The organism is Nocardioides hankookensis (genome assembly GCF_042658885.1).
Classification (GTDB): domain Bacteria; phylum Actinomycetota; class Actinomycetes; order Propionibacteriales; family Nocardioidaceae; genus Nocardioides; species Nocardioides hankookensis.
Genome location: NZ_JBHSRJ010000004.1, coordinates 894,028 through 916,099, shown reverse-complemented (window position 1 = coordinate 916,099; position 22,072 = coordinate 894,028). Strand labels below are relative to the sequence as shown.

Annotated in this window: 23 protein-coding genes; 6 read left to right on the top strand and 17 right to left on the bottom strand. The window is 71.5% G+C overall.

Annotation, left to right across the window (positions count from 1 at the left end; all coding sequences use genetic code 11):
* Positions 1 to 67: 67 nt before the first annotated feature.
* Genes ACFPYL_RS10845 through ACFPYL_RS10825 form a run of 5 tightly spaced genes read right to left on the bottom strand, consistent with a single transcriptional unit; the run spans position 68 to position 5,363 of the window.
* Complete coding sequence (locus ACFPYL_RS10845; protein WP_379153743.1) at positions 68 to 1,522, bottom strand: APC family permease; 1,455 nt, start codon at positions 1,520 to 1,522, stop codon at positions 68 to 70.
* 46 nt (positions 1,523 to 1,568) lie between these two features.
* A complete protein-coding gene (locus tag ACFPYL_RS10840; RefSeq protein ID WP_379153741.1) occupies positions 1,569 to 2,525 on the bottom strand; it encodes a hypothetical protein in 957 nt (318 codons plus the stop codon).
* A complete protein-coding gene (locus tag ACFPYL_RS10835) occupies positions 2,522 to 3,046 on the bottom strand; it encodes a SigE family RNA polymerase sigma factor (RefSeq protein ID WP_379153740.1) in 525 nt (174 codons plus the stop codon). Before ACFPYL_RS10835 ends, ACFPYL_RS10840 begins: the two co-directional genes overlap by 4 nt.
* A 48-nt stretch (positions 3,047 to 3,094) precedes the next feature.
* A complete protein-coding gene (locus ACFPYL_RS10830; RefSeq protein ID WP_379153738.1) occupies positions 3,095 to 4,123 on the bottom strand; it encodes a 6-phosphofructokinase in 1,029 nt (342 codons plus the stop codon).
* Positions 4,124 to 4,157: 34 nt separating this feature from the next.
* Positions 4,158 to 5,363, bottom strand: a complete 1,206-nt coding sequence (locus tag ACFPYL_RS10825) for a pyrophosphate--fructose-6-phosphate 1-phosphotransferase (RefSeq protein ID WP_379153736.1) — start codon at positions 5,361 to 5,363, stop codon at positions 4,158 to 4,160.
* 86 nt (positions 5,364 to 5,449) lie between these two features.
* Here ACFPYL_RS10825 and ACFPYL_RS10820 point away from each other — a divergent pair, with 86 nt between their 5' ends.
* The gene (locus ACFPYL_RS10820) at positions 5,450 to 6,277 is read left to right on the top strand and encodes a DUF1028 domain-containing protein (RefSeq protein WP_379153734.1); all 828 of its coding nucleotides are present in this window, start codon (positions 5,450 to 5,452) and stop codon (positions 6,275 to 6,277) included.
* The gene (glpK, locus tag ACFPYL_RS10815) at positions 6,274 to 7,740 is read left to right on the top strand and encodes a glycerol kinase GlpK (RefSeq protein WP_379153732.1); all 1,467 of its coding nucleotides are present in this window, start codon (positions 6,274 to 6,276) and stop codon (positions 7,738 to 7,740) included. Before ACFPYL_RS10820 ends, glpK begins: the two co-directional genes overlap by 4 nt.
* Positions 7,741 to 7,742: 2 nt before the next feature.
* Here the strand turns inward: glpK and ACFPYL_RS10810 are convergent, their stop codons facing one another.
* Genes ACFPYL_RS10810 through ACFPYL_RS10795 form a run of 4 tightly spaced genes read right to left on the bottom strand, consistent with a single transcriptional unit; the run spans position 7,743 to position 10,318 of the window.
* On the bottom strand, positions 7,743 to 8,627 hold the full coding sequence (locus ACFPYL_RS10810; protein ID WP_379153730.1) for a hypothetical protein: 885 nt from the start codon (positions 8,625 to 8,627) through the stop codon (positions 7,743 to 7,745).
* Positions 8,628 to 8,631: 4 nt separating this feature from the next.
* Positions 8,632 to 9,090, bottom strand: a complete 459-nt coding sequence (locus tag ACFPYL_RS10805; protein WP_379153728.1) for a hypothetical protein — start codon at positions 9,088 to 9,090, stop codon at positions 8,632 to 8,634.
* Positions 9,087 to 9,596, bottom strand: a complete 510-nt coding sequence (locus ACFPYL_RS10800; RefSeq protein WP_379153726.1) for a flavin reductase family protein — start codon at positions 9,594 to 9,596, stop codon at positions 9,087 to 9,089. Before ACFPYL_RS10800 ends, ACFPYL_RS10805 begins: the two co-directional genes overlap by 4 nt.
* The gene (locus ACFPYL_RS10795) at positions 9,593 to 10,318 is read right to left on the bottom strand and encodes a lysophospholipid acyltransferase family protein (protein WP_379153724.1); all 726 of its coding nucleotides are present in this window, start codon (positions 10,316 to 10,318) and stop codon (positions 9,593 to 9,595) included. The genes ACFPYL_RS10800 and ACFPYL_RS10795 overlap by 4 nt, the downstream gene beginning before the upstream one ends.
* Positions 10,319 to 10,414: 96 nt before the next feature.
* On the opposite strand from ACFPYL_RS10795, the gene ACFPYL_RS10790 reads away from it, so the two are divergent.
* The 3 genes from ACFPYL_RS10790 to ACFPYL_RS10780 all read left to right on the top strand — a co-directional run bounded on the left by ACFPYL_RS10790 (position 10,415) and on the right by ACFPYL_RS10780 (position 13,165).
* Positions 10,415 to 11,185 (top strand): alpha/beta hydrolase, encoded by a 771-nt coding sequence (locus tag ACFPYL_RS10790; RefSeq protein WP_379153722.1) that lies wholly within the window; start codon positions 10,415 to 10,417, stop codon positions 11,183 to 11,185.
* A 55-nt stretch (positions 11,186 to 11,240) separates the two neighbouring features.
* Entirely contained in the window at positions 11,241 to 11,735 is a 495-nt protein-coding gene (locus ACFPYL_RS10785; protein WP_379153720.1) for a hypothetical protein, read from the top strand.
* A 185-nt stretch (positions 11,736 to 11,920) separates the two neighbouring features.
* Positions 11,921 to 13,165: an ornithine cyclodeaminase gene (locus ACFPYL_RS10780; protein ID WP_379153719.1), complete on the top strand. Its 1,245-nt coding sequence runs from the start codon at positions 11,921 to 11,923 to the stop codon at positions 13,163 to 13,165.
* On the opposite strand, the gene ACFPYL_RS10775 is transcribed toward ACFPYL_RS10780, so the two are convergent.
* From ACFPYL_RS10775 to ACFPYL_RS10765, 3 genes are read right to left on the bottom strand one after another with little or no spacing between them, the layout of a single operon-like run.
* Positions 13,098 to 14,063 carry an ROK family protein gene (locus ACFPYL_RS10775; protein WP_379153717.1) on the bottom strand — a complete coding sequence of 322 codons (966 nt, stop codon included), beginning with the start codon at positions 14,061 to 14,063 and terminating at the stop codon, positions 13,098 to 13,100. The two genes, ACFPYL_RS10780 and ACFPYL_RS10775, sit on opposite strands and share 68 nt — an antisense overlap.
* A gap of 4 nt (positions 14,064 to 14,067) precedes the next feature.
* Complete coding sequence (locus tag ACFPYL_RS10770) at positions 14,068 to 15,861, bottom strand: hypothetical protein (protein ID WP_379153715.1); 1,794 nt, start codon at positions 15,859 to 15,861, stop codon at positions 14,068 to 14,070.
* Complete coding sequence (locus ACFPYL_RS10765; RefSeq protein ID WP_379153714.1) at positions 15,858 to 16,511, bottom strand: TadE/TadG family type IV pilus assembly protein; 654 nt, start codon at positions 16,509 to 16,511, stop codon at positions 15,858 to 15,860. The genes ACFPYL_RS10770 and ACFPYL_RS10765 overlap by 4 nt, the downstream gene beginning before the upstream one ends.
* A 570-nt stretch (positions 16,512 to 17,081) precedes the next feature.
* Here ACFPYL_RS10765 and ACFPYL_RS10760 point away from each other — a divergent pair.
* A complete protein-coding gene (locus tag ACFPYL_RS10760) occupies positions 17,082 to 18,296 on the top strand; it encodes an HNH endonuclease signature motif containing protein (protein WP_379153712.1) in 1,215 nt (404 codons plus the stop codon).
* 162 nt (positions 18,297 to 18,458) lie between these two features.
* Here the strand turns inward: ACFPYL_RS10760 and ACFPYL_RS10755 are convergent, their stop codons facing one another.
* From ACFPYL_RS10755 to ACFPYL_RS10735, 5 genes are read right to left on the bottom strand one after another with little or no spacing between them, the layout of a single operon-like run.
* Positions 18,459 to 19,031, bottom strand: a complete 573-nt coding sequence (locus tag ACFPYL_RS10755; protein WP_379153710.1) for a GNAT family N-acetyltransferase — start codon at positions 19,029 to 19,031, stop codon at positions 18,459 to 18,461.
* Complete coding sequence (locus ACFPYL_RS10750) at positions 19,028 to 19,969, bottom strand: ROK family glucokinase (RefSeq protein ID WP_379153708.1); 942 nt, start codon at positions 19,967 to 19,969, stop codon at positions 19,028 to 19,030. Before ACFPYL_RS10750 ends, ACFPYL_RS10755 begins: the two co-directional genes overlap by 4 nt.
* Entirely contained in the window at positions 19,966 to 20,355 is a 390-nt protein-coding gene (locus ACFPYL_RS10745) for a hypothetical protein (protein ID WP_379153707.1), read from the bottom strand. Before ACFPYL_RS10745 ends, ACFPYL_RS10750 begins: the two co-directional genes overlap by 4 nt.
* On the bottom strand, positions 20,352 to 21,551 hold the full coding sequence (locus tag ACFPYL_RS10740) for an ArsA family ATPase (protein WP_379153705.1): 1,200 nt from the start codon (positions 21,549 to 21,551) through the stop codon (positions 20,352 to 20,354). The genes ACFPYL_RS10745 and ACFPYL_RS10740 overlap by 4 nt, the downstream gene beginning before the upstream one ends.
* Positions 21,551 to 21,991 carry an SRPBCC family protein gene (locus tag ACFPYL_RS10735; protein WP_379153703.1) on the bottom strand — a complete coding sequence of 147 codons (441 nt, stop codon included), beginning with the start codon at positions 21,989 to 21,991 and terminating at the stop codon, positions 21,551 to 21,553. The genes ACFPYL_RS10740 and ACFPYL_RS10735 overlap by 1 nt, the downstream gene beginning before the upstream one ends.
* Positions 21,992 to 22,072 lie beyond the last annotated feature (81 nt).

Here is a 22,072-nt window from a genome sequence, read left to right as displayed (position 1 = left end):
CTCCAGGGTACGGCGGCGCGCGGTGTCCCCCCGATTCGTCGCTGCGCCACGAGACGGGGCGTCCGCCTCAGTCCTCCAGGTGCTCGATGTCGCGGAAGCCGGTCTTCTGCGCCCGGACTCCGCGGTTGGTCATCCAGGTGAAGACCCACAGCACGATGCCGAGCAGCAGCAGGCCGCCGGCGACCTTGTACTGGATCCAGTCCTCCCGGTCCCGCGCCCACGGGCCGGCCAGGAAGAGGCAGGCTGCGGCACCGACGAACGGCACCCAGGACGGCGCCGTGAAGCCCTTCTCGACACTGGTGTCGCGCCGCAGCAGGACGCACGCGACGTTGACGACCGAGAAGACGCAGAGCAACAGGAGCGCGGTGGTCCCGGACAGCGCCGAGATCACCGACGTGTCGGCGAGGAAGGTCACCACGACGATGAGGCCGAGCGCGAGAACGGTCGAGAACGCGATGCCGGCGTACGGCGTCCGCCGGCCGGGCAGCACCTTGCCGAGCGTGCGCGGCAGCACGTCCTGGTGGGCCAGGCCGTAGAGGAGCCGGCTGGCCATCAGCATGTTGAGCAGCGCGGTGTTCGCGACCGCGATGACGGTGAGGAACGGGAAGATCTTGTCGATCGGGAGGCCGGGGGCGCCGATCTCGACGACCGAGAGCAGCACCTTGCCCTCGTCGGCGACCACCGACTCGATCTGGCCCTCGGGGATCACCGCGATGACCGAGATCGCCACCAGCACGTAGAAGATCACCGCGATGCCGAGGCCGGTGAGCATCACCTTCGGGAAGATCTTCACCGGGTCCTGGGTCTCCTCGACCATGTTGACCGAGTCCTCGAAGCCGACCATCGCGAAGAACGCGATCGCGGTCGCAACGGTGACGGCGAGGAACAGCCCGCGGTCGGACCCGGAGTCGAAGACGACGATGCGGCCCATGTCGGCGTCACCCTTGGCCATCACCCAGAAGCCGATGACGATCACGATGACCAGGGCGGCCATCTCGATCAGGGTGAGGACGACGTTGAACTTCACGCTCTCGCCGACGCCACGCAGGTTGATCGCCGCGAGCAGCACCATGAACGCCATCGCGACGACGGTGATCGCGGTGTTGCCCTGCGAGACGTGCCAGCCGAGGCCGTCGAGGCCCGCGAGCAGGTTGGTGGCCAGCAGGTTGGACGACGTCGACGCGCTGGTGATGCCGGAGCAGATCACGGCGAAGGCGACGAGGAACGTGACGAAGTGGATGCCGAACGCCTTGTGCGTGTAGAGCGCGGCGCCTGCGGCCTGCGGGTACTTCGTGACCAGCTCGAGGTAGGAGAAGGCCGTCAGCGTGGCGACCGCGAAGGCCACCAGGAAGGGCAGCCACACGATGCCGCCGACCTCGAGCGCCATCTCGCCGGTGACGGCGTAGATGCCGGCGCCGAGGATGTCCCCGACGATGAAGAGCAGGAGAAGCTTCGGGCCGAGGACTCTCTTCAGGTCGGGAGTCGGTCCGTTGACGTCGGCATCGGCGGTCTGGGTCGTCATGGGTCCACCCTGCCCCCGACCCACGGCGTCTAACCAGGGGTGCGGCTCAGCGGACCTCGCAGTCGACCCCGCCCGAGCACGGTTTCAGCTCGTGGTCCTCGATGACGTCGCCGTCGGCGTCGTACGCGACGACCGCGGCGACCTGGCCCACGACGGTGCCCCACATCATCGAGGCGCCATCGACCAGCGTGCCGCTCTCGACGTGGCCGGGGACGGTCGTGCCGTCGGTCGTCACCAGGTCGACCCGGGCGACGTCGGTGCCGGGCAGGCCGGCGAGCACCAGCTCGCCCGGAGCGCCGGTCGAGTAGTCGTCGTTGAGGAAGACCTCCATGTCGGAGCCGTCCTGGAGGAAGTCGTCGGTGCCCATCCCCCACTGGTACTCCCAGCCCGCCGGACCGTGGATCAGCAGGGCCGGCGCGCAGGCGTCGCCGTGGCCTGCGCAGCCGAGGTACGCCGGCCCGGCGTCGACGAGGATGCCCATCTCCGTCGATCCCACGGGGTAGCCGCCGTCCTCGGCCAGGTCGGTCTGCTCGATGTGGGCGACGCCCGAGTAGAGCCAGCTCGGGAAGTCCGCGGGCCGGTAGGCGGTCACACCCGTGTAGTAGTGCGCGCCGGTGTCGATCGGCGCGCCGACGACCTCGACGTCCACGTCGGGCATGGTCTGCGCGGCGGAGGCGGGCTGCGGCACCACGACCTGCCAGTCGGAGACCTGCGTGGCCCCGGCGACCTGGGTCAGCGCCCGCTGCGCGAGCGCCGACGGCTCGTGCGGGTGGGCGGCAGGAGCCGGCTCGTCGACGGCGCGCCCACCGGCGCCGAAGGTGCCGCTGACCACGAGCCCGACGGCCACCATGGACGCGAGCACCCCGACACCGGCGCCGAGTGCCGTGAGGTGGCGCCGCTGCATGCCGGCGGCCCGGATCGCGGCCAGGTCGGGACCATCCGGCCGGGCGTGGTCGTCGCGGTGCAGCTCGTGCTCGAGCTCGTCGATCGTGCGTGGGCTCATCGGTGCGTCTCCTTCAGGAAGAGCGCGTCCTGCTCGGACGCGGTCACTCGCAGCTTGTGCAGGGCGCGCGAGAGGGCGCTCTTGACGGTGCCGGGCGCCACGCGCAGCTCGCGCGCCACCTCGGACTCGGACATGTCGAAGTAGTGCCGGAGCACGACGACGCGCCGTTCGCGCTCGGTGAGGTCGGCGAGCAGGCGCACGATCTCGTCGCGCTCGTCGGCGACCGCCGGCCCCGGTCCGCCGGTGGCGCGGGCCTCGATCAGGCCGTCCGCCCCCGGTCCGCCGACCTCCGTGAGCCGGCGGCGCCGGAGCCGGTCGATGTTGGCGTTGACCAGCACCTTCCGGGCGTAGGCGAGGGCGTCGGCCCGCCGTACCCGGCGCCAGCTCGCGTAGGTGCGGGCGAGCGCCGTCTGGGCGAGGTCCTCGGCGAGGTGGTGGTCCCCCGTCAGGAGGTACGCCGAGCGCCGCAGCCGGGGCCAGGCCGCCACGGCGAAGTCATCGAACTCCTGCTCCGGTGTCACACCCACCCTTACGCAGTGTCTCCGGGATCGGTTCCGTCGCCGGACGGATCAGCCGAAGAAGACCTGCGCCTCGGCGTACTCCTCGGTGCTGACCAGCTTGAGCTCGCCGGTGCCCTCGATGAGCGGGACCCGCGCGATGTCGGTGCCGCGCAGCGCCATCATGGTGCCGAAGTCGCCCTCGGCCACCGCGTCGATCGCCTGGAGGCCGAAGCGGGTGGCCAGCCAGCGGTCGAACGCCGTGGGCGTGCCGCCGCGTTGGATGTGGCCGAGCACGACCGCGCGCGCCTCCTTGCCGGTGCGCTTCTCGATCTCGGCGGCGATCCGGTCCCCGATGCCGCCGAGGCGGACGTGGCCGAAGTCGTCGAGCTCGCCGGACACGAGCGTCATGTCGCCACCCTCACGTGGGACCGCGCCCTCGGAGACGACCAGGATCGGCGCGTAGCGCGACTCGAAGCGGCTCTCGATGAGCTCGCAGACCTCGGCGATGTCGAACGGCTTCTCGGGGATCAGCACGATGTTGGCGCCGCCGGCGATGCCGGAGTGCAGCGCGATCCAGCCGGCGTGGCGGCCCATCACCTCGACGACCAGCACGCGGTGGTGCGACTCGGCGGTCGTGTGCAGGCGGTCGATGGCCTCGGTCGCGATGTTGACGGCCGTGTCGAAGCCGAACGTGAAGTCGGTGCCGGACAGGTCGTTGTCGATCGTCTTGGGCACGCCGACGACGTTGACCCCGAGCTCGGAGAGCTTGGTGGCGACGCCCAGGGTGTCCTCGCCACCGATCGCGACCAGCGCGCCGACGCCGTCCTTGGCGAGGTTCTCCTTGATCCGCTCCACGCCGTTGTCCAGCTTGAAGGGGTTGGTCCGCGAGGAGCCGAGGATGGTGCCGCCGCGGGGCAGGATGCCGCGGCACTGCTCGATCCCGAGCTCCATCGTCACGCCCTCGAGCGGGCCGCGCCAGCCGTCGCGGTAGCCGACGAACTCGAACCCGTGCTCCTTCACGCCCTTGCGGACCACGGCCCGGATCACGGCGTTGAGGCCGGGGCAGTCCCCGCCTCCGGTCAGTACTCCGACGCGCATGACGTCCAGTCTGGTCATACGGCGCCGCGGACTTCTAGTGGTTGGGCTGGCCGATCTCGTCCAGCAGGTCCCGGAACCACGGCGTGGACGGGTCGAACGCCTTGCCGCCCTTGATGCGCGGGAACTCGCAGACCCGCAGCACGTCACCGGCGTCCTCGTCGTGGCCGACGACGCCGCTCTCGCCGCGCAGCGCGGCCTCGGCCGCGAGGTCGGCGCAGGCTCGGATCAGGGCCAGGTCCTCGGCGTTGGCAGGCGCGGAGCGCGAGAAGTAGCCGCTCTTCTGCACCATCGTCTTCTCGGCGCCCACCATGCCGGCGAACTGCTTGGCGAACCACGAGCCGGGGTTGATGGTGTCGAGCTTGACGTGGCCGAAGGCGTCCCGCTTCGGCTCCTCGCCGCGGGCCAGCATCTCCTCCACGATCGTGGAGACGCCCGCGCCCTCGGAGAGGAACACGTTGACGCAGCCGGTCTCGTCCATGACCGCCTTCAGGCGCTCGGCCTCGGCGGCGATGTCGAAGTCGACCTCGGGGACGTAGACACCGTGGATCTCCCAGCTGTGCCGGGTGTTGTCGCCGAAGCCGGAGAACTCCTGGGTGTCGAGCCATTCCTGGTACTTCAGCGCGGTCGCGGCCGTCAGCCAGCCGCAGTGCCGGCCCATCACCTCGTGGACGATGAGCATCCGCGGGTTGGAGGAGTGCTCGGCGATGATGTTGCGGGCGAAGATCGCGCCCTGCTCGGCCGCCGTCCAGGCACCCAGCGACTGCCGGATCGGCACGACGTCGTTGTCGATCGTCTTCGGCAGGCCGACGACGGTCAGCTCGTAGCCGTTCTCGTGGAGGTACGCCGCGAGGTCGGCCGCCGTCGTGTTCGTGTCGTCGCCGCCGATGGTGTGCAGGACGTCGACGCCGTCCTTGGTCAGCTGCTCGGCGGCGACGTGGAGGGGGTCCTGCCCCTCGGCGACCAGCCCGCGCTTGACGCAGTCCTTGACGTTGGTGAGCTTGACCCGGCTGTTGCCGATCGGGCTGCCGCCGAAGTCGTGCAGCAGGTGCGCCCGCTCGCGGTCCTCGGTCGTCACGGTGATGTGGTCGTCGCCGAGGAGACCGGCGTACCCGTCGCGGTAGGCGATGATCTCGATCTCCGGGTCGAGCGCGGTGTAACGCTCGATGAGGGCACCGACGGCCGAGGACAGGCAGGGGGCCAGGCCACCGGCGGTGAGGAGGGCGACGCGACGGACGGTCATGGACGATGGCTTCTTTCTCGGGCGAGCAGTTCTTTAGTCCTTTCCAGACTAAAGGGTCGGCCCTCCGATGTCGCTACTGTCGCGCCATGACGTTCTCGATCGTGGCCCGCTCCGCCGACGGTGAGTCGTGGGGCGTGGCGGTGGCCTCCAAGTTCCTCGCGGTCGGGTCGGCCGTGCCGGCCGCCGTCGCCGGCGTCGGCGCCATCGCCACCCAGGCCAGCGCCAACGTGGCCTACAAGGGCCTCGCCCTCGCCCACCTCGACGACGGCGCGACCGCGTCGGTCGCGCTGCAGGTCCTCCTGGAGGAGGACGAGGGCCGCGACCACCGCCAGGTCGGCATCGTCGACGTCGACGGCAACGCGGCCAGCCACACCGGAGAGGCGTGCCTCGACTGGGCCGGCAGCGTCATCGGCGACGGCTACGCCATCCAGGGCAACATCCTCACCGGCTCCGAGGTCGTCGAGGCGATGGAGGCCGCCTGGCTCGACTCCTCCCCCGAGGCGCCGCTCGCCCACCGCCTGCTCGAGGCGCTGGCCGCCGGTGACGCCGCCGGGGGCGACTCCCGCGGCCGCCAGTCCGCCGCGCTGCTCGTCGTCCAGGACGAGGCGGGGTACGGCGGGCTCGACGACATCGCGGTCGACCTCCGCGTCGACGACCACGCGGAGCCGATCGTCGAGCTGTCCCGGCTGCTCGGCCTGAGCGACCTCTACCTGACCGCATCGACCGAGGAGGAGAAGGTGCCGATCACGCCCGACCTGGAGGCCGAGCTGGAGGGGCTCGCGACCGCTCTCGGGCACCGCGACTTCGCGAGCTGGGTCGGCAGCGAGAACTACGAGATGCGGGTCGCAGAGGACGGGTCCTGGATCGACGTCCGCATCCTGGAGTTCATCCGTGACACGGAGGCCGACCGATGAGCGTCCTCGCGATCGACGCCGGCACCACGGGCGTCACGGCCCTCGTCGTCGAGCACGACGGGCGGATCTCGGCGCGCGGCTACCAGGAGTTCGCGCAGCACTTCCCGAAGCCCGGCTGGGTCGAGCACGCGCCCGAGGAGATCTGGCAGGCGACGCTGGAGGCCACCCGCGAGGCACTGAAGGCGACCGACGCCGACGCCATCCGGGCGATCGGCATCACCAACCAGCGCGAGACCGTGATGCTCTGGGACCGCGAGACCCTCGGCTCGCCCCGCCGCGCGATCGTCTGGCAGGACCGGCGTACGGCGGACCTGTGCAACCGCCTGCGCGACGAGGGCCACGAGGAGCGGGTGCGCGAGCTGACGGGCCTGCGGCTGGACCCCTACTTCTCCGGCACCAAGCTGATGTGGCTGGCCGAGAACGAGCCGCACACCTGGGCCCTGGTCGAGTCGGGCCGCTACGCCATCGGCACCGTCGACTCCTACCTGATCGCCCGGATGACCCGCGGGACCTACCACGTCACCGACGTCTCCAACGCCTGCCGGACGTTGCTGATGGACCTCGAGTCGGGCGACTGGTCCGACGAGCTGTGCGGGCTCTTCGGAGTGCCGCGCGACGCGCTGCCGGAGCTGGTGCCCAACTGGGGCGAGATCGCCGCCAGCGACCCCAAGACGTTCCTCGGGCTCTCGGTGCCGATCGCGGGGCTGGCGGGCGACCAGCAGTCCGCGCTCTTCGGGCAGACCTGCTTCGACGAGGGCGACTCGAAGTGCACCTACGGCACCGGCTCCTTCGTGCTCACCAACACGGGCTCGACGATCCAGCGGTCGGACGCGCTGCTGGCCTCGGCGGCCTGGCGCTCCCCCGACGGCGACATCACCTACGCCTCCGAGGGCTCGATCTTCGTCACCGGCGCGGCCGTGCAGTGGCTGCGCGACGGCATCCAGATCGTCGGCTCGGCCGCCGAGAGCCAGGCGGTCGCGTCGACCGTCTCCGACAGCGGCGGCGTGGTCTTCGTGCCGGCGCTGACCGGACTCGGGGCGCCGCACTGGGACCCGCAGGCGCGCGGCCTCATCGTCGGGCTCACCCGGGGCACCACCCGGGCGCACATCGTGCGGGCGACGCTCGAGGCGATCGCCTTCGAGGTGCGCGACGTGCTCGACGTGATGCCGCAGCTCTCGTCGCTGCGCGTCGACGGTGGGGCCGCCGCCAACAACCTGCTCTGCCAGCTCCAGGCCGACACCGTCGGCGTACCCGTCGAGCGACCGAAGGTCGTCGAGACCACCGGCCTCGGCGCCGCGTTCTTCGCCGGCCTCGGCGTCGGCGTGTGGGACTCCACCGACGACCTGCGCCACACCTGGACCCTGGACCGCAGCTTCGAGCCCTCCTCCGACCGGGCCGCGGCCGACGCCGCCCACGCCCGCTGGTCGCGTGCCGTCGAGCTCGCCCAGGGCTGGGCGGAGTAGGGCTACCGCTTCAGCTTCGCCAGGGCAGCGGCGGCGGAGTCGCGGGCCCGGGTGGCCTCGGTGAGCTCGGACCCGGTCTCGGCACGGGCGTCCTCGGCGTCGGAGAGCTCGTCGTCGGTCTCCTCGGCGGAGGCCTCGAGCTCGTCGATCCTGCTGCGGAGCTCGGCGATCTCGGCCTGGAGCTGGAGGCCGCGGGCCTCGAGCTCCTCGACGGCCGTGCTGGTCTCGCCGTGGGCGGCGGTGGCCTCCGCCAACGCCTCCTCGGCCGCCTCCAGGGCCTCCTCGGCCGCGGCGACGGCCTTGGCGTCCGCCTCGGGATCGGGTACGACGTGCAGCTCGGGCCGGGCGGGGGGCTCCGCCTCCCGCGCGGGCGCGCTGAAGCCCAGGGCCTCGGGCACGGCGACGGCCGCCTCGACGTCGGCCGCGTCGACGCCGGTGCTGGCCAGGGCGGCGGTGAGCATGCCGCTGCGCAGCGCCAACCCGCAGCGCTCGTCGACCATCGCGGCGGTCAGCGTGGCCTCCACCTGGTCGGCGACCGCCTGGGTGACCTTGGTGCCCTCCTCGCGCGCGATCCGCCGCGCGCCGGTCGTGACCGCGGCGGTCAGCTGGCGCCGCTGCCGGCTCAGCGCCCGCAGCTCCTCCGCCGACATCGACGCCTGGGCCTCGCGCAGCGCGGCGCCGACGGTCAGCACCTGCTCGACCTGCTCGGTGTCACGCCGGACCAGCAGGTTGACAACCCACGCGGCGGTCGACGGCTTGCGCAGCGCCTTCACCTGCGCGGCGAGCGGCGTGCCCTTGAGCTCCTTCGCGCGGGCGTCGCGCGCCGGCGTGAACTCGGGCAGCGGCAGGCCGTAGAGCTCGTCGGCGATGCTCAGCAGGTCGGCCACGGGATCACCCTAGGGCGGGCGTGAAGAGCCTCGCGACGAACCCCGCCAGCGCCGGGTCGGCCCCCAGGGCCGCGAGCGCAGCATCGTGGGCGGGCGGGTCGATGGTGGTCGCGCGGCAGTAGACGTCGACGCCCGCGGGCGTGAAGAGCGTCTTCTCGAAGGCCGTCACGGCCCACTGCGCGGTCGGCTCCGGAGCGGACTCGTCTGCGGCCACCACCCGCCACCGGCTGCTCGTCAGCCGGGTCAGCGGGGTGAGGCCGCGCCAGTGGTAGCCGTCGGCGACGCGCGAGTCGGCGCCGACCACGAGTCGCACCCGCCCGCGGGCGGTGTACTGCACGACGTCGAGCACCCGCCCGTCGGGCAGCGGCGAGTAGGTGACGGACGGCGCGACCCGCGATCGCCAGAACGGCAGGCTCGTCGAGACGATGTGCCAGGTGCCGTCAAGAGGGTCGGCGCCGGTCACTGGTCGGGGCGCACGTAGCGCCCTCGGCGGTGCACGAGCGGCGCGTCGTCCTCTCCCACGGCGACGTCCTGCACGACGCAGGTGAGCAGGCTCGACCAGCCCACGTCGCCCACGGACTCCAGGGAGAGTCCGACCCAGGTCGTCGTGTCGGCCAGGCGCGGGCCCCACGGCGTGTCCTCGAAGGAGCCCATCCGCCAGGGGCCACCCGGCGCGGGAGCGCTGCCCGCGAACGCCTCGGCGAGGTCACGGTGCGACCAGGACAGCATCTGCACCACGGCCCGCCCGGTGCGGGCCACGACGTCGGCCAGGTCGCTGTCGGGGTCGACGAGCATCAGCACGTGGGCGGGGTCGCCGTTGGCGACCATCAGCGAGGAGACCGTCAGGCCGGCGCGCCCCTCGGCGTCGCCGGCGGTCACCAGCGTGACGGCGCCGCCCAGGCGGCCGCGCAGCCGGCGTACCGGGTCGGGGTCGGGGTCCGTGAACGGATGCGTGTCGTGGATGGTCACGACGCGAGCTTCGACTCGCCGGACTTGTCGTCGCCGTCCTTGTCGGACTTCGACAGCTCCTTGGCGCGGGTGGCGTACATGTCGACGTACTCCTGACCGGAGAGGCGCATGATCTCGTACATGATCTCGTCGGTGATCGAGCGCAGGATGTAGCGGTCGTTCTCCATGCCCTCGTAGCGCGAGAAGTCCAGCGGCGTGCCGAAGCGCACGACCGGCCGGGTGAACCGGCCGAAGGTCTTGCCCGGAGGGGCGACCACGTCGGTGCCGACGACCGCGACCGGGATGACCGGCACCTTCGACTCGAGCGCCAGGCGGGCGACGCCGACCTTGCCGCGGTAGAGCTTGCCGTCGTGCGAGCGGGTGCCCTCGGGGTAGATCCCGAAGAGCTCGCCGTCGGCGAGCAGCCGCTTGGCCGAGATGATCGCGCCCTCGGAGGCGTTGCCGCCGGAGCGGTCGATCGGCACCTGGCCGGAGCCAGCGAAGAAGGTCTTCTGCAGCCAGCCCTTGATGCCCGGCGAGGTGAAGTACTCGGCCTTGGCGACGAAGGTGACCCGGCGCGGCAGCGTCAGCGGCATGAACAGCCAGTCGGCGTACGACAGGTGGTTGCTGGCGAGGATCGCCGGCCCCTCGAGGGGCACGTTGTCGGCCCCGGAGACCCGCGGCCGGAAGATGATCCGCAGCCACGGCCCGAGTGCGATCCACTTCAGGAACCAGTAGAACACCGCAAACCTCCGCCCCAGCCCGAGTTCCGTCCCGGCGAAGCCTAGGGCACGGTCGAAGCCGTGTCGCGCACTGCTCGGGTGGTGCACACTTCCGCCATGACGACAGTCCACCCGCTCGCGACGCCGTACTCCGCCCCGGCCCGGCCGGACCTCACCGGCGGCCGGCGCGTCGGCGTGCTCCTCAGCCACGGCTTCACGGGCCAGCCGGCGTCGATGCGTCCCTGGGGCGAGTACCTCGCCGAGCGCGGGTACGCCGTGGAGCTGCCGCGGCTGCCCGGCCACGGCACGACCTGGCAGGAGCTGAACACGCTGCGCTGGGAGGACTGGTACGCCGAGGTCACCAGCGCGCTCGACAAGCTCGTCGCCGAGAACGACGCGGTCGTCGTCGGCGGCCTCTCGATGGGCGGCGCCCTGGTGCTGCGTCTGGCCGAGGACCGTCCCGAGATCGCGGGCGTGGTCGTGGTCAACCCCGCGGTCGCGAGCAAGCGGCTCGACGTCAAGCTGCTGCCGGTCCTGAAGCACCTGGTGGGGTCGTTCCCGGGGATCGCCAACGACATCAAGAAGGAGGGCGTCGAGGAGCACGGCTACACGAAGACGCCGCTCAAGGCGATCCACTCCTTCATGCAGGCCTGGCCGACGATCATCGCGGACCTGCCGAAGGTGACCGCTCCGCTGCTCTACTTCCGCTCCACCGAGGACCACGTCGTCGACGAGGCCTCCCAGCCGCTGATCACCGCCGGGGTGTCCTCGCGGGACGTCACCGTCGTACCGCTCGAGAACAGCTTCCACGTCGCGACGCTCGACAACGACGCCGATCAGATCTTCGCCGGTTCCGCGGAGTTCATCGCCCGGGTCACCGCGACCTGACCGTCGTCTGACCGTTGTCTGGCCTGCATTCACGGCGGGGGCATACGCTCGTCGTGTGCCGGAACACCCCCACGACGACGACTTCGACGCCGGAACCGACGCCGACGCCGTCCCCACGGCCGACGAGCTCGCCTGGCGGGCCATCGTCGACAACTACGGCGACCGCGCCGAGCTCGACGAGCCACCCTCGACCCCGGCCGCGGGACCCGTCCCCGACGCGCCGTTCGGTGGGCGCTTCGGCGACCCCCGCGCCTTCGGGACGCCGGACGACGAGGTCCAGGACATCGACCTCGACGACGAGGACGAGGAGGAGGGCTACGACCCTCCGGAGCCGCCGCCGCTGCCGACCGTCGCGCCGGACCGCGGCCTCGCCTGGGCCGGCGTCTTCGGCTCACCCGTGGTGCTGCTCGTCTGCCTGATCCTGCAGATCACGATCCCGACGTGGCTGGGCTACCTGCTCGTCGTGGGCTTCGTCGGGGGCTTCGTCTACCTGGTCTTCCAGATGCCCCGCGAGCCCCGAGAGCCCTGGGACGACGGCGCCCAGGTCTAGGGCGCTCGACCCGAGCTCGCGAGGGTCGAGAAGCACGCGCTGGATCGAGTAGCCGCGCGACCGAGCCCGCGAGTCCGCGACCGGCGTATCGAGATCACGGCGAGACGACAGACCCCGGCGACGGTCTCGATACGCTCGCTGGCGCTCGCTACTCGACCAACGACTGCCCCCGTTAGGGTGCACTCGTGACTGCCAGCGAGACCGTCGAGATCACCGGCCACCTGATGGACCACGGCATCCTGTCGCGGGTCCTGGACGACATCCGGGAGTACGCCGGCGACTACACGATCGACCGCTTCGACGTGGGCCGGGAGACCGATGACCCGTCGCACGCGGTGATCACCGTGATCGCCGACGACGCGGAGGGGCTGCAGCGGCTGCTGATGCGGCTCCAGACCCGCGGCGTCAACCAGGTCGACCCGGGCGAGGCGACCGTCGCCGAGGCCGATCGCGACGGGGTCTTCCCCGACCACTTCTACTCGACCACCAACCTCGAGACCCGGGTTCGCATCGACGGCGCCTGGCTCGACGTGGAGAACCCCGAGATGGACTGCGGCCTGGTCCTCGAGCGCGACGCCGACGGCAAGCCGGTGCGCGTCTACACGCTGCCGATGTCCGACGTACGCACCGGCATGCTCGTGCTCACCGGCGCCGCCGGCGTGCGCGTGAGCGTGCCCGCGCCGGACGCGAGCGCCGAGGCGTTCGGGTTCATGGAGTCCGAGGTCTCCTCCGAGAAGCCGCAGGCCGTGCTGGTGCGCCAGGTCGCCGACGGCATGCGCGAGGCGAAGGCCGCCGGCAAGAAGGTGCTCTGGGTGGGCGGCCCCGGCGTCGTCCACACCGGCGCCGCGCCGGCGATGGTCGCGATGGTCGACGCGGGGTACGTCGACGTGCTCTTCGCCGGCAACGCCCTGGCGACCCACGACATCGAGTCGTCGCTCTACGGCACCAGCCTCGGGGTCGACCTGGCGATGGGCCGCGGCGTCGAGCACGGCCACGAGCACCACATCCGGGCGATCAACACGATCCGCAAGGCCGGGTCGATCCGCGACGCGGTCGACGCCGGGGTGCTGACCGGCGGCATCATGCACGCGCTCGTGACGGAGGGGAAGCGGTACGTGCTGGTCGGCTCGGTCCGCGACGACGGCCCGCTGCCCGACGTCTACACGGACGTGATCGAGGGCCAGCGCGCGATGCGCGCCGAGCTCACCGACGTGGGCTTCTGCCTGATGGTCGCGACCATGCTGCACTCGGTGGCGACCGGCAACATCCTGCCGGCGTCGATCCCGCTGGTGTGCGTCGACATCAACCCGGCGACGGTCACCAAGCTCGCGGACCGCGGTTCGTCGCAGGCCCGCGGCATCGTCACCGACGTCGGTCTGTTCCTCGAGCAGCTCGCCGTCGAGCTCGTGCCCGAGTACCGGCGCTCCTGAACGTCTGACGCGCCAGGTCGGCGGCGCCGATCGCGCCCGCCTCGGGGCCGAGGGCCGCGCGTACGACGGGCGGCACCGTGCGGTGCGCAGCACCGACCAGCGACTCCCGCAGCGCCGCCCGGGCCGGCTCGAGCAGCAGGTCGCCGGCCGCGGACACGCCGCCGCCGATCACCACGACCTGCGGGTCGAAGGACGCGACCAGGTTGGCGAGCCCGACGCCGAGCCACTCCCCGACCTCGGCGAAGGCCGCGAGCGCGACCGGGTCGCCCTGCTCCGCGGCAGCGGTGATCGCGGCCCCGGCCAGGTCCTCGACGCCCTTGTCGCGCATGAAGCGGGTCAGCGCGTTGCCGCTGCAGTACTGCTCCCAGCAGCCCGTGCCGCCGCACTCGCACGAGCGGCCACCGGGGACGACCTGGGTGTGCCCGAACTCCCCCGCCATGCCGTTGTAGCCGCGGATCACCTCACCGTCGAGGATCAGCGCGCCACCGATGCCGGTGCCGAGGGTGACCACGACGGCGCTGTCGGCCTCACCGACCGCGCCGTACGCGAGCTCGGCGCGCGCGGCGCAGTTGGCGTCGTTGTCGAGCACGACCGGCGCGCTCCAGCGCTCGGCGAGCTTGGCCCGCACGCCCTCGTCCTGCCAGGGCAGGTGCGGCGCGAAGCGGACCCGCTCCCCCTGGGCGTCCACGAACCCGGCGGCCGCGATGCCGATGGCGCCGACGCGGCGTACCCCGGCGATCTCCTGGACCGCCTCGGTGAGTGCGTCCTCGACGAGCCGCGCCTCGACCCGTCGTCCCGGGGTCTCGCGCAGCGCCGTACGCACCACGCGTCCGGAGCGCGACACCGCCGTCGCGAGGACCTTGGTGCCACCGATGTCGACGCCGATGAAGAGGCTCACCGGGCTATTCGATCAGACGGACCGGGTTTCCGATGATCTCGGCCGACCATGTCGTCGTGTCGCTCACCGAGCCGCTGCCGAAGCTCACCCGCACCCGGAACCAGCAGCCGCTCGGTGTCGTGTAGTCGCAGCTGTAGTTGTTCGGGATCGGCACCAGGATGCCCTGGAGCCGGCCGTTCCACCCCGCGCTCGACTGGATGCCCGAGATCGAGCAGCTGGGCAGCGCGACGTTCTTGTAGCCCTGGCCGGTGCAGTTGGCGATCGGGTCGCCGGTCGCCTCGGGCGGTCGCAGCACCGTCATCGTGCCGTTGGTCGCCGCGTCGCCGACGTCGAAGAACTGGAAGAGCAGGGTCTTGCCGGCGGCGCCCGGCAGCACCCGGATCAGGTGGAACGTCGAGGCCGCGGTGTCGGCGTTCGCGTAGATCGGCATCCGGCCCCACGACGACACCGAGATCGCCGACGAGACGGTGGCCGACGAGCCGAAGGCACGCAGCGAGAACCGGTTGCTGCCGTAGCCCGCGACCGACGTGTCGTCGCCGGCCTGGGTGAAGATCTTCGCGGTCGTGTTGTTCGACGGTCGGTAGCTGCCCTCGTTGTTGATGGCGCCCTGCATCGCGACGTTCGTGCGCACCTGCAGGTAGTAGTCGCCCGCCTGGTTGGGCGTGAAGGTGCAGAGCGTGACCCACTGGTGGAAGACCCGGGCCAGGTCGTCGACGTAGTTCGAGTTCGCCTGCGTGGTGCTGGCCGGCGCCTTCGCGATCTTGTACTTGAGCAGCTTGTTGGCGTCCGGCGCGGCGTACCCGGGGTACTGGCGGGTGCAGCCCGGGGTCGTGTTCGGCGCACCGTTGAGCGGGTTCGCGTTGCTTGCCGGGTTGCGCAGGCCGAACGACGTCACCGTCGGCGTCGTACCGCCGATCAGGTTGTCGCCCGGGCAGAACGCCCCAGGGGTCTTGGCGTAGCGCTCGAGGCCCCGGACCGTCGTGTAGGGGTTCCACCAGTTCGGGTCGTTGTCGGTCGTCGTCGTCGGGAACGTGCCGGTGGGCGCCGCGCTGCAGGTGTCGGCGGTGTTGACGAACGCCGGGTCGTAGATCTGGAGCGTGACAGGCTGGTTCACCGCGCCGTTGCCGATGCGGACCAGGAAGAAGTAGCCGGTCTGCCCGTTCACCGCGCCGGTGTAGTCGTTGTTGGCCTTGCTGGCCGAGCACTGGTCCTCGACACCGGAGCAGGTGCGCACGTTGTACTGGTCGCCGCTCTCCTTCTTGATGTCCGGCCCGTTGACGTTGGCCCAGAACTGCGGGAACCGCTCGCACCCGGTGCCGGCAAGCTTGCTGCCACCGGAGATCGAGTCGTCGTCGGGCTCGTTGGCCATCGTGTTGCACGGGCTGCCCATCGGCTGCGGACCGGTGTAGTCGGCGATCGCGTGCCGGGTGACCGTCGCGTCGTCGATCCCGAGCAGCCGCCCGAAGAGGTTGGGGACCTTGGTCGTGACGGTCACCTTCAGCTGGCTGGGCCGGCCCGCCGGCTCGACGACCACGCTCGTGTCGCCGGCGTTCGCGTAGCCGTTGATGCCCGACACCTTGCGGGCCGTCGTCGTCGCGAGCGCGAGGTTCTGCGGCATCCAGGTGACGCCGGCGGTCGCCGCGGCGTCCGCGGCCTTCTGCACCCGCTGCCCCTCGAGCTGGATCCGGGCGATGTCGACGGTGATGGCGCAGAGCGCGAAGAGCAGCGCCGAGATGAAGACGGCCACGATGACGGCGGCGACACCCCGCTCGTCGCGCTGCGTCGTACGCCGGCTCATCCGTGCGTCCCGGGCGCGCAGGTCTGCGGGTCGAGCGGCTCGAACCGGCTCACCGCGCGGTCGTCGACGCCGATCGAGCTCCCGAAGATGCCGGACGCCCAGTCGTGGGTGGCGTGCAGGTAGACCCCGACCATGTCGCTCTGGTTGAGGCAGCCGTTGATCGTCTTGGAGTCCCAGGACCCGCCCGCCCAGCGGAACTTGTCGTCCGCGTCGTACCACGTGAACATCACGCAGTCCGTCGTGGCCGAGCAGTCCGACGGCATGCTGGTGCCGGTCCCCGGGAAACCCTGGTCGTTGGCCTTGTAGACCAGGATGTAGTCGATCGAGTCCTTGGGCATCGACATGCCGGAGCGCTGGATGGCGTCCGCGGCCGCCTGCGCGAGGGCCGGCGAGAACTGCGACGTGCAGGGCGGCGCGCTCGGCCGGGTCACGCAGGTGCCAGGCCCCGCACCCGCTCCGGTCGCCGCGATCCGCGCCGCGATGCGCGTCGCCGACGTGGTCGAGACCTCGTCGCGCACGAGCATCGACAGGTCCACGATGCCGAAGAGCACGGTGAACAGGATCGGCAGCACGAGGGCAGCCTCGACGGCGACGGCGCCCCGCTCGTCACGGGACCTCCGTCGGTGCAGGCAACGCGGTCTCCCGGACACCGGTCTCCTTCCACGGGTGACCGGACGCTAGTGACACCTGAGGCGTCCGCACATCCCCCGCGAGCCGAAACGGTCCGTGCGGACCACCAGGTCTGTCCAAACGGCCGACACGGATGACCCACCGGTGGTTGAGGAAGGCGCGCTAGCGCCCGTCTCGAAACCCCCGCAGCGAAGCCAGGGCGATGAGCGCAGCTTGCGGGGCCGCTCGGGTCGGCCGCCGACGGGGCCTTCTACACGGGGTACGGCGGGCAGGTGGTTGCGGTCCGCGCCCGGGCCGGTGGTTGAGGAAGGCGCGCTAGCGCCTGTCTCGAAACCCCCGCAGCGAAGGCAGGGCGACGTGCGCGGCTGGCGGGTCCGTCGTGGCTGCGCGCCGACATGGCTTTCTACACGGGGTACGGCGGTCTCGGGTCGGCGCCGCTTCCCGGCCTGCGGGCCGGCATCGGTGGTTGAGGTGCGAGCGCAGCGAGCCTCGAAACCACCCCGGAAGATAGATGATAAAAGTTCCCAGACCCCTGTGGATATGGGGGTTCTGAGCCCTCACTGTCGGTGGTGCCTGGGAGAATTCTTCTCATGACAGCGATCTCGACCCCCAGACACCGAGTGTCGGTGGCGGTCGCGCACGCCCACACCGAGCTCGACGCCGTGGCCGATGCATCGACCTGGTCGATGGACGTCGCAGAGACCGCGTCGACGCTCGTCGAGGTCACTCGTCTCGAGGCGCGGGTGGCCGAGCTGAAGGCCCGGGTCGCGATGCACGCCGACGAGATCGAGGTCGGCGACACCGCTGGTGCGACCACTACGGCGAACTGGCTGGCGCACGAGACCAAGCAGACCCGCCCCTCGGCGCACCGGACCGTGAGGTTCGGCTACCAGCTCGACACCCACCCCCAGGTCCGCACCGCCCTCGCCGCCGGCGACCTGCTGGCCGACCAGGCCGGCGTGATCATCGACGCCGTCACCAAGCTCCCCGACGGGCTCGACCCCGATGTCGTCACCCAGGCAGTGGCCCACCTCGTCTGCGAAGCCGCCCATAACGACGCCCGGGGATTGAAGCGGCCCGGGGACCGGCTCCTCGACGTCATCGACCCCGCAGCCGCCGACGAGCATGAGGCGAAGCTGTTGGAACGCGAAGAGGCCGAGGCCGCGATGGCGTGCCGGCTCACCATGGTCGACGACGGCCACGGCAAGGTCCACGGCCGGTTCACCCTCCCCACCCTCCAAGGCGCCCAGCTCAGGAAGATCCTCCTCGCCCTAGCCGCACCCAAGCACCAGGCCGCCACCAACGGACCCGGTGTGGAACGCCGTCCCGGACCGGAACGGATGGGTCACGCGTTCGCCGAGCTGATCGACCGCATCCCAGCCAAAGACCTGCCGCAGGTCGGCGGCACCGACGCCACCATCGTCGTCACCATTAGCTACGACTCCCTCATCGGCGACCTCGAACAAGCAGGTGTCCTCGACACCGGCGAGCGGATCAGCCCCGGAGCCGCCCGCCGCCTCGCCTGCACTGCACGGATCCTCCCCGCCGTCCTCGGCGGCAGATCCGAGGTCCTCGACCTCGGCAGGGCTCGCAGGTTCCACACCAGATCCCAACGCACCGCCCTCGCACTGAGGGACCGCGGTTGCACCGCCGAAGGATGCGACTGGCCACCCGGCCTGTGTCACGCCCACCACGACCCACCCTGGACCCGAGGCGGCCGGACCGACATCGACCACTCCCGACTCCTCTGCCCCAGACACCACGCCCTCGAACACCGCGGGACCGAGATCCGAAAGAGGGAGTAGGGACGAGGATCCCCAGGACGGTGCCGCTCCTCGGTCCACCGAATGCACTGTCTCTACGACCCGGGCCACGATGGTCGCCCCGGACGCGCCGGCAACCCGACAGCGGCGCGGGCGAACCGCCGCGCTGAGCTCAGTCAGAGCCCAGAGCGTTGCGACGACGCGTCAGAGACGCGCCTCGAACCACAGGTAAGGCCTGGTCTCTCCCGGGAGCGCCAGCTCGACCCTGTCGAGACCGTGCCGTTCGAGCGCGGAGCGCGACGAGTGCTCCGCCGGGAGCACCCGGAAGAGCGCGCGTTCGAGCGGCCACTCGTCGCTGAGCCATGCATCGACGGCTGCCACCACGACGTCGGCGAGGCCGGTGGTCTGCTCGTCCTGCCGGAGCCAGAAGGTGACCATCGCCGACGGCGCGCGGAACGCGGCGAGCAGGCCCGGTGGTGCGTCGACGCGCGAGAGGTAGTCGTGCAGCCGGTTCACGTACACGCAGCCGAGCGACCGGTCACCCGACGGCGTGAGGAGCGCGAAGGCGAACGACCGGTCGGCCTCGTGGTCGACCTGGTGCTGCCGCACCTCACGTAGCTCGTCCTCGAGGGTGAAGCCGTCGACCGGCCAGCGGCCGTCGCTGTGGACCCGGATCACGTCCGGGCTGGCGACGTACGCGTCGTAGTCCAGGGCAGCGACGTCAGGCGTCAGCGGTACGGCGACGAAGCGCGCGTGCTCGAGCACACGCGCGCTCACCGCCGCGAGAGGTCGGCCGCGCCGATGAGACCAGCCTTGTTGCCGAGGCGCGCCTTGCGGATCTCCGGGATGGGACGGAAGCCACGGCCGACGAGCTGGCCGGCGAAGGCGGTGCGGGTCGGCTCGAGGAGCAGGTCCTCGGCCTCGCTGACGCCACCCCCGATGACGACGACTCCGGGGTCCAGGATCTCGGTGAGGGACGCGATGCCCTCGCCGAGCCAGCGGCCGAGCTCGGCGAGCTGCTGGCGGGCGCCCTCGTCGCCGTGCTGGGCGGCGTCGGTGATGAGCGGGCCGGTGATCTTGCTGAGGTCGCCGCCGGCGCGCTCGAGCATCCCCTGCGCGATCATCGCGCCGCTCATCGCGAGCGAGCGGGCCTCGCGGACCAGGGCGGAGCCGGAGGCGTACTGCTCGAAGCAGCCGTGCTTCCCGCAGCCGCAGAGGATGCCGTTGGGCACGACGCGCATGTGGCCGATCTCGGCGCCGACGCCGTTGGCGCCGCGGTAGACCTCGCCGTCGAGGACCAGGCCGCCGCCGACGCCGGTGCCGACGGTGACCAGCAGGAGGTCCTCCGCGTCGTGGCCGGCGCCGAAGGCGAACTCGCCCCAGGCGGCGGCGTTGGCGTCGTTCTCGATCACGACGGGGAGCTCGCAGCGCTTCTCGAGCTCGCCCTTGAGGTCCTCGTTGCGCCAGGCGACGTTGGGCGCGAAGAGCACCACGGCGCGCGCCTTGTCGACGTACCCGGCAGCACCGACGCCGACCGAGACGATCTCGTGGCGCGAGCGCAGCTCGGTGACGAGGCCGGCGATGGCCTCCTCGATCGCGTTGGCGTCGGTCGCGGGCGACTCGACGCGCAGCTCCTCGACGATGGTGCCGTCCTCGTCGACCACACCACCGGCGATCTTGGTGCCGCCGACGTCGATCCCACAGGCCAGGCTCATCGGTCTTCCCCTTCGGGCTCGTCCGGCCACGGGCCGGTGTCGTCGGTGTCGTCGAGGTCGATGTGCTCGACCCCGCTCGGCGTGCCGCGCCCGTCGGGCGTCGCGGCCGCCAGCAGTCCGGTGAAGGCCTGGAGCGCTGCGGTCGCCGCCGTCGCCAGCTGCTCCTTGACCTCCGGGCGCAGCTCGCGCACGAGGTGCACGGTGCGGCAGATCGGGCAGTAGGTGCACTCCGCCGCCCCGGTGGCCAGGTGGCCCTCGAGGTCGGGGGTCGCGTCCTTGGCCCAGTCCGAGAGCGCTCCGAGCAGCTTGACGGCCTCCTCGGCCACCGTGCCCACGGGGTCCGAACCGGCACCGTCGTTCGTCGAGGGTCCGTCGTCCTGCGTCATGTCACCTTTCCTGCCTCGTCCACGGGGTCCTCGACGAACCGCACCTGCAGTTCCCCCTGCTCCACCCGTGCTCCGGCGATGCGATGGCGCGCCAGAGCGGACGGGAGCGTGATGAGCCGACGATACGATCCCACGGTCACGACCAGATCGTCGCCATTGCGCGCCAGATCGACCTCGGCGCGTGAGACGAGGGGCAGCGAGAGCCGCAGCACGGCACCGTGCTCGCCGCTGCTGATCCGGAACGGGCCGCGCGACTTCGTGGTCGCGAGCGGGTCCGCGTCGTCGTACAGCTCCCGCGCGAGCGCCGTCAGCTCCTCGACGCCGACGGGCTCCCCCGGACGGTACGACGAGCGCCAGATCGGCAGCCCGGCGAAGGACTCCGCCACCCGCTCGAGCACCTCGTCCTGGGCGACGACCCAACCGGCACGCCAGTCGTCGGCACCCTCGGCCGGGAAGACCCGGTTGGCCACGACCCCGTCGACGCGGTAGCCGAAGAGCGAGAGCGTCGTGTAGGCCCGGCGCGCCTCGGCGAGCACGACGTTCTCCGGCGTGAGCACGATCCGCACGCTCGCGTCGGCACCGCTGAGCAGGTCGCGGACCTCCTCCAGCTCGGCGTGAAGGCGCTCGAGCGCGTCGAAGACCGTGTCCCCCGGCATCGGTACGCCGGCGGCCCGGCTCAGCACCGGGCGCAGCGCCTTGATGACGCGGCGCTCGACCGGCAGCACCCGGTGCATGTACCAGCCCAGCGCCTCGGGAAGCGCCAGCAGGCGCAGCGTCTCGGCGGTCGGCGCGCAGTCGACGACGATCACGTCCCAGGCACCGGACAGCGCCTGGAGCCGGAGCTCGAGGAGGGCGAGCACCTCCTCGGCACCGGGGATGACCGTGAGCTCCTCGGCCGCGACCGGGTCCAGCCCGGCGACGTCGAGGATCGAGAGCAGGTAGCGCTGGATGTCGGCCCAGGACTGCTCGAAGCGGAGCTGGGCGTCGACCTGCTGGACGAAGAGACCATCAGCGACCTCGGTCGGCTCCGCCCCGATCGAGCCGGGCGGGCAGCCGAAGGCGTCGGCCAGGGAGTGGGCGGCGTCGGTCGAGAGCACGAGGGTGCGTCGGCCCTCAGCGGCAGCGAGAGCCGCGGTGCCGGCCGCGACGGTGGACTTCCCGACCCCTCCCTTGCCGGTGAACAGGAGGACGCGCACTAGCCGAGCGACTCCACGCGCTTCTTGAGGCCCTTGAGCGCGGTGTCGATGAGGATCTTCTCGCCCTTGCGCTTCAGCATGCCGATCAGCGGGATCGAGACGTCGAGCGCGAGGCGGTAGGTCACCGAGGTGCTGCCGTCGCCGCGGTCCTCGAGCACGTAGGCGCCGTCGAGCGCGCGCAGCATCTTGCCCTCGACCAGGGTCCAGGTGACCTCGTCGTACCCGTCCCACTCGTAGGCGAGCGTGTACTCGTCCTTGATCGGGCTCACGTCGAGTGCGAAGAAGACCTGCTCGGCCCAGCCGTCGTCACCATCCTGGGTGACCTCGGCCTTGGTCACGCCCTTGGCCCACTCGGGGTAGGCGGCGAAGTCGCCGATCACCGCCATGATGTCCGCTGGGGCGGCGTCGATCACGATCGACGAGGTCGTCTGCTCGGCCATCGTGTCCATCCCTGCTCGTCGGGCGCTTCGGGCTGCGAGCGTACCGGATCGGTCGCCGGTCGGGCGCGCGCGGTAACCTCA